A 6,793-nucleotide genomic window follows, 5' to 3' on the forward strand; every position below is an offset into this window, starting at 1 on the left:
GTTCCTACGGGACGATCTCCACGGTGGTGCCAGAGAGCTTCACCCTCACGTCGACGGAGTTGGGATGCACGTCCTCCTCGTCGACGAGGTTGTTCTTGTCCACGCCGATGCGCAGCGCGTACGTGCCATCGGGCACATCCGTGATGTCCAGCCACTGGCACGGGTAGTCCCCCGCGTACACGTCGGCCCAGCCCGGCGAGATGCCCTGGGCGCCATCGGGGTCGATGAACGGGGCCGGCGCGTCTCCGCAGTAGGGCACCAGGTCCACCAGGAAGAAGCCCTGCTTGCGGCCCACGGTCACCACCGCGTTGCCCGAGTCCACCAGCTCATAGCTGGCGAACCCGACGAGGTGGTCATGCTGGTGGCACGCGTCGAACTCGTAGAGGTCCGGCCGCACATTGGGGGGCGGGATGACCACGGAGCCCGAGCCCAGGTTGGGAATGGCCACGCTGAAGCGCAGCAGGCGGCGGTCTCCGGGCGCACCCACGCAGCGCTCCACCACCTCGCAGGCCGTCTCCGGGAAGTTGCGCTGCTCGATGTACACCGAGCGGGAGAGGACATCCGCGTCCACCGTCACGTCCGGCTTGCCCCCATTGCTCGACAGTCCGCACGCGGCGGGCAGCCGCAGGAAGGGCGTGGGCTCCTGCTGGGAGGGAATCTTGCCTCCCGCGTAGGCCACCACCCGTCCGGGCCGCAGCGGCATCGTCGGCGTCAACTGGTCCACCGGCGGGGCCAGGCCCGCGAGGAGGTCGGCGTAACCATCCCCGTCGAGGTCTCCCGCCGCGGCGGTCGCGAAGCTCACGTGCCCCGGGAACAGCGGGCCCACCGAGTTGCTCCTCGGCCAGGCCCAGTCCGGACGCAGCTCGGCGGAGAGCGCCTGCTGGGGGAAGAACGCATACAGCCGCCCGAACGCGCTCAGCACGAACTCCGTCTCCTGGCCGTTCTTGTCCAGGTCCCCCACCTGCATGAAGCCCGACGTCAGATTGAGGCCGGGATACGCCGGGTCCGCGAAGATGCTCCAGATGGGCGCTGGGGAGATGCCGCCTTCCGGCTGGAAGAGATGCACCGCCACCTTGCCCTGGTAGCCCAGCACGGCCTCGGGGTGGCCATCCCCGTTCTGGTCCGGGAACAACCCCAGCAGGGACTCGGGAGCCGTCCAGGTGGGCGAGACACGCAGCCCGCCCTCGCAGACCCCGGGCTCCTCCACCTTGCAGCCGGGGTAGAGCTGGGAGCCCGCCGCCGTCACGAGCAGCAATTCCCCCGTCCCATCGCCATCGAGGTCCCCCGTGCGGAGGGTCCGCCCTGCCCGCTCCGTGAACGTCCTCACCAGGGTGAACGGAGCGTCCGCCGCGGGCGTGGCGCGGTAGAGGCGGGTCTGCCGCGTGGAGGCCTGGGTGCTGACGAGGTCATCGAGCCCATCCCCATTCAAGTCACTGAGGAACGCCGCGTAGTGGACGCCGAGGAACGGCACACGGAACAGGGGCGCCTGGAACACCGCCCCGAGCTCCGCCTTGCCCGCGAAGACGAGCGTCCCCGCGGCCTGCGCGCGGACGAGGATGTCGGCGAAGCCGTCCCCGTTCACGTCGCCGATGGACACCACACTGGCGCGCCCACTGGCGGACGGGTTGGGGTTCTCCCAGTCCAGCTCGGCGATGATGGGCTCGGAGGAGAACGAGGAGCCATTGCCGGCGTAGAGGACCAGCGAGCCCTTGCCCGTCATCGACGAGCACGGAGGCGCCGCGACCACCAGGTCCTTCTTCCCATCCCCGTTCACGTCCCCGAGCGCGATGGAGCTGCCGAAGCACGACTGCCGGAGCGACGCGGGCGCCTCCAGCATCCAGAGCGGTGTGTCGGACAGGAAGGGCCCCTGTTCCTCGGGTGGGTTCGGCTTCGGCGGAGGTGTAGGGCAGCCCCCCAGCACCACCGCCAGCGCGGTGGAGAGCAGTACGCGACACATCTTCATGTGTGAAACCCCCTCGGTATGCGGAGCCCTCCGGCCCGGCGCCCCTCGGGGAAACGATAGCGGACCCGCCCATCCCGGTCCCTTTCGCCCTATCCTCCTCTCCTCTCATCCTCTGGAAACGAGACATGACGCAGCCTGCCGCGCTCACCGGGGTGGCCCTCCGGGGTCCCCGCCCCCTGCCGCTCCTGGGAGCGAAGGGCAACTTCCTGCGCTTCTTCTCCGATCCCATCGGCCAGTCGCTGCGGCTGCACCGCGACTACGGCGAGGTCTGCTCCCTCACGGACGGAGACCTCTCGGTGCTCTGCCTCTTCGGGCCCGCGTACAACCAGCAGGTCCTCTCCGACCGCAACCTCTTCCACCACAACGACAAGGCCTTCTTCCCCGTGCCGGAGACGGCGCGCCAGCTGCTCTCGGGCCTGACGTCGATGAACGGCGAGCTCCACCGCCGGCAGCGCAAGTTGATGATGCCGCCCTTCCAGAAGGGCCGCGTCGAGGGCTACCGCGACGACATGGTGGCCCTCACCGAGCGGGCCCTCTCGCGCTGGACGCCGGGCCGCACGATCGACGTGTCCGGGGAGATGACCGAGCTCACCCTGCAGATCGCCCTGCGCTGTCTGTTCGGCATCGAGGACGAGCGGCAGGCGCACGACCTGGGGCACCTGGGCATGGACTTCCTGGAGGGGCTCACCTCGCCCGCGGTGATGATGCTGCCCCGGGCGCTGCCGGGCACGCCGTACGCCCGCTTCGTGCGTACCGCGAATGCGCTGCACGCGCGCCTGCTCGAGCTCATCCGCCACAAGCGCACGCTGCCCGAGGGCCGCGACGTGCTCTCCATGCTCCTGCGGGCCCATGACGAGGATGGCGCGGCCCTCACGGACGAGGAGCTGCTCGGACAGGCCTCCGTCATCTACGTCGCCGGCCACGAGACCACCTCGCACACGCTGAGCTGGACGCTCTTCCTCCTCTCGCAACACCCGCGCGTGCTCGCGGACCTGGAGGACGAGCTGTCCGGCACGCTCCGCGGCGCCGCGCCCTCCGTGGAGCAGCTCTCCCGGCTGCCGCTGCTCGACGCCGTGGTGAAGGAGAGCATGCGCCTGCTGCCGGCCACTCCCCTCCTCTTCGTCCGCTTCGCCACGGATGGCTTCCAGCTCGGCCCCCTCGCGCTGCCGAAGGGAACGGGCGTCATGCTCAGCCCGTTCATCACCCACCGGACTCCGGACCTCTACCCCGAGCCGGACCGCTTCCTCCCCGAGCGCTGGCAGCACCTCCAGCCCTCGCTCTACGAGTACCTGCCGTTCGGTGCCGGGCCGCGCATGTGCCTGGGCGCCACGTTCGCCGCGCAGGAGGTGCGCCTCGTGCTGGCGACACTGCTGCAGCGCTTCCGGCTGTCGCTCGCCCCGGAGGCCCGCGTGTCGTGCCAGGTGCGGGGCATCACCCTGGGCCCCCGCCATGGCCTGCCCATGCGCGTGGGAGGGCGGGACACGCCGCACCCTCCCTCGGTCCGGGTGCGAGGAGACATCCCACGCATCGTGCGGCTGGAGTCCTGAGCAGGCCCCCGGGCGTGCTATGCCCGGCCCCATGGCCCAGGGGTCCGATACCTTCTCCGAGCTCTCGCAGTACACCCTCGATCGGCACTCCATGCGGCTGCTGCCGGAGCCGTTCTGCCGCCGCCACTCCGTGGTGGTGCTGGGGAAGATCGACGCGCAGGCGGCCGATGCGCCCGTCACCATCGGCATGACGGAGCCGGACAACCAGGCCCTGCGCTTCCGCATCTCCGACTTCCTGCAGCGGGCCATCCAGCCGGTGAAGCTCAACCGCTACGAGCTCGAGACGGCCCTGAAGACGGGCTTCGGCGCGGGGCCCCAGACGAAATCGGACCTGGTCATCCGCAAGCGCCTGCCCTCGAAGATTCCGCCCACGCCCGTGGAGCTGGTGGATGACATCCTCGCCGGGGCCCTCGAGCGCAAGGCCTCGGACATCCACATCGAGAGCTACCGCGACGACGTGGACCTGCGCTACCGCATCGACGGCATCCTGCATCAGGCCTTCACGCACATGGATCCGGAGTCCGTGCAGGAGGTGGTCAGCCGCATCAAGATCCTCGCCGGGATGGACATCACCGAGCGGCGCCGGCCCCAGGATGGCCGCATCCGCGCCGTGCTCGTCCAGGGCGAGGAGCACCAGGTCATCGACTTCCGGGTGAGCGTGGTGCCGAGCCCGGGGGGCGAGGACGTGGTCATCCGCGTGCTCGACTCGAGCGCGGGGCTCGTCCCCGTGAGCAAGCTGGGGATGAGCGCGGACACGGAGCGGGTGTTCCTCAACCTGCTCTCCAACCCCGAGGGCCTCATCCTCGTCACCGGCCCCACCGGCAGCGGGAAGACGACCACCCTCTACGGGGCGCTCGCGCAGCTCAACGATGGGCGCAAGAAGATCATCACCGCCGAGGACCCCATCGAGTACTACGTCCCCAAGGTGAACCAGAAGGAGGTCACCTCGCAGATGTCGCACGCGCTGCTGCTGCGGGCGCTGCTGCGGCAGGATCCCAACGTGATGCTGGTGGGGGAGATCCGCGACCTGGAGACGGGCAGCATGGCGCTCAACGCGGCGGCCACCGGGCACGTGGTGCTCGGCACGCTCCACACCGCGGATGCGGTGGGTGCCGTGGGCCGGCTCCGGGGGCTGGAGCTGGATGACACCGACATCGCGGACTCACTGCTCGCGGTGCTGGCCCAGCGGCTCGTGCGCCGCAACTGTCCGAAGTGCGTGGCGCCCGCCGAGCCCACGAAGAAGCAGAAGGAGCTGCTCGGTCCGCTGCTGGAGGGCATCCAGCCCCAGACGGGCGTCGGGTGCGAGGAGTGCCGTCACACCGGCTACCGTGGGCGCACCGGCATCTACGAGCTGCTGGTGGTGGACTCGGGGCTGCAGGATCTGATCGCCCAGGGGGCGCACAGCGCGCAGCTCCGCCGCCACGCGCGGGCGCACGGCTTCCGCACGCTCGTGGAGGACGCGATGGAGAAGATCGCCTCCGGACAGACCACGCTCGCGGAGCTGGTGCGTGTCATCCCCTACCGGCAGCTCATGACCGCCCGCGAGGATCGCCAGCAGGGCCGGGGTGAGGGTCTTCCCGGCTAGCCCGGATTATTCACCGGGACAGAGGAGAAGGAGAGCGGTTGCGGGCGTAACGCCCTGATTTAGCTTGGGTTTGCTCAAGACTCAGGCCGCATCAGAAACGCCCGCCCGCATGACACACCGTACTCCAGCCGTTCTCCACTTTCATCCCACTTTTCCGGTCCACCTCACGAGCGACGCGCCGGACACGTCCAGCGATGGGGGAGCGCTGCTGCTGCGGCAGATGGATGAGCGCCTGGGCCTCACCAGCAAGCTGGCCGGCTGCATCCCCGATGCACGCGACCCCTCGCGCGTGGTGCATACGCGGCTGGAGCAGGTGCGGCAGCGTGTCTACCAGATGGCCCTGGGCTACGAGGACTGCAACGACGCCCACGCGCTGCGCCATGACCCGGTTCTCCAGATGGCGTGCGACCTGGTGCCGCACAGCGGCTCGCCCCTGTCCTCGCAGCCCACGCTCTGCCGCCTGGAGAATGCAGTGGACGGGCGCAGCGTGCGCAAGGTGCTTGCCGTGCTGGAGCAGCACTACCTCGATTCCTTCACCTCGCCCCCCGAGGTGGTGGTGCTCGACATCGACAGCACGGACGACCCCACGCACGGCCAGCAGCAACTCTCGCTCTTCCACGGCTTTTACGACCAGCACATGTACCACCCGCTGCTGGTATTCGACGGCACCACGGGCCAGCTCGTCACCGCCATTCTGCGGCCGGGCACCGCCCACGCCGCACGAGGAGCCGCCGGAGTGCTGCGCCGGCTCATCGTCGCTCTCAAGCAGCGCTTCCCCGAGGTGCGCGTCGTCGTACGCGGCGACTCGGGCTTCGCCATGCCGCGGGTGCTGCGAGTGCTCGAAGAGCTCAACGCGCAGTGGGGCGACATCGACTACCTGCTGGGGCTGGCGCGCAATCCCGTCCTCCAGCGCCGGGGTGAGGCTGTCATGGCCGCCGCCAACGAGCAGTACGCGGCGGGCCGGCCCTACGTACGCCACTTCGGCTCCTTCTCTTACGCGGCCGAGTCCTGGCCCCATGAGCGCCACGTGGTGATGAAGGCCGAGGTGAGCGCCAAGGGAGAAAACCCGCGCTTCGTCGTCACCTCGCTGCACGGCTTCCCGCCCGAGCTGCTCTACGACGCCTACTGCGAGCGCGGGCAGTGCGAGAACTACATAAAGGACCTGAAGAACGCGCTGCTGGCCGACCGGCTGAGTTGCTCCAGCTTCTGGGCCAACTTCCTGCGACTGCTACTGCACGCGGCGGCCTACGTGCTGATGCATGCGCTGCGCACCGAGGCGGGCCGACACGCTCCCGCCCTGGCCACGGTGCAGATGGACACGCTGCGGCTGAGTCTGTTGAAGGTGGCAGCCCACGTGACGCGCTCGGCGCGTCGGCTGTGGGTGCGCCTGCCGACGTCCTTCCCGCTGGCTGCCGTCTTCATGGCCCTGGCCGGCTCGCTGAGCTGGGCGCCCTCGTGAGCTGACGCGCGGTGCACACCCCGCTGCTCCTGCGCACGGCCACCTGGCCGACACGGCCGAGGTGCGCCCGGTGCTGCGCGCCAGTCGCTGAAATCCAACCCCACGGATTTGGCGCCCCTTTGCCAACCTGACTTCCGCTCACCTGACAGATAGGGGCAACGAGCCAGATCGTGCCCCCTGGGTCTGCGCACGGCCCCTTCGCGGCTTCTCGCCAGGCCCTGGTGAATAATCCGGGCTAG

Annotated in this window: 4 protein-coding genes; 3 read left to right on the forward strand and 1 reads right to left on the reverse strand. The window is 69.6% G+C overall.

Annotated elements, in window-relative coordinates; translation table 11 throughout:
• Positions 1-4 precede the first annotated feature (4 nt).
• On the reverse strand, positions 5-1,963 hold the full coding sequence (locus AC16DP_RS25865; RefSeq protein ID WP_329726346.1) for a lysyl oxidase family protein: 1,959 nt from the start codon (positions 1,961-1,963) through the stop codon (positions 5-7).
• Positions 1,964-2,088: 125 nt separating this feature from the next.
• On the opposite strand from AC16DP_RS25865, the gene AC16DP_RS25870 reads away from it, so the two are divergent.
• The 3 genes from AC16DP_RS25870 to AC16DP_RS25880 all read left to right on the forward strand — a co-directional run bounded on the left by AC16DP_RS25870 (position 2,089) and on the right by AC16DP_RS25880 (position 6,554).
• Positions 2,089-3,510, forward strand: a complete 1,422-nt coding sequence (locus tag AC16DP_RS25870; RefSeq protein WP_329726345.1) for a cytochrome P450 — start codon at positions 2,089-2,091, stop codon at positions 3,508-3,510.
• Between the two features lie 31 nt (positions 3,511-3,541).
• Positions 3,542-5,095 (forward strand): GspE/PulE family protein, encoded by a 1,554-nt coding sequence (locus AC16DP_RS25875; RefSeq protein ID WP_329726344.1) that lies wholly within the window; start codon positions 3,542-3,544, stop codon positions 5,093-5,095.
• 109 nt (positions 5,096-5,204) lie between these two features.
• Entirely contained in the window at positions 5,205-6,554 is a 1,350-nt protein-coding gene (locus tag AC16DP_RS25880) for an IS1380 family transposase (RefSeq protein WP_329726343.1), read from the forward strand.
• Positions 6,555-6,793: the final 239 nt, after the last annotated feature.

The sequence above is a fragment of the Archangium sp. genome (assembly GCF_057119385.1).

Excerpts from the sequence above, each read along its gene's own strand:
- AC16DP_RS25865 (WP_329726346.1), bottom strand. The coding sequence starts at position 1,963 with ATGAAGATGTGTCGCGTACTGCTCTCCACCGCGCTGGCGGTGGTGCTG.
- AC16DP_RS25870 (WP_329726345.1), top strand. The coding sequence starts at position 2,089 with ATGACGCAGCCTGCCGCGCTCACCGGGGTGGCCCTCCGGGGTCCCCGC.
- AC16DP_RS25875 (WP_329726344.1), top strand. The coding sequence starts at position 3,542 with ATGGCCCAGGGGTCCGATACCTTCTCCGAGCTCTCGCAGTACACCCTC.
- AC16DP_RS25880 (WP_329726343.1), top strand. The coding sequence starts at position 5,205 with ATGACACACCGTACTCCAGCCGTTCTCCACTTTCATCCCACTTTTCCG.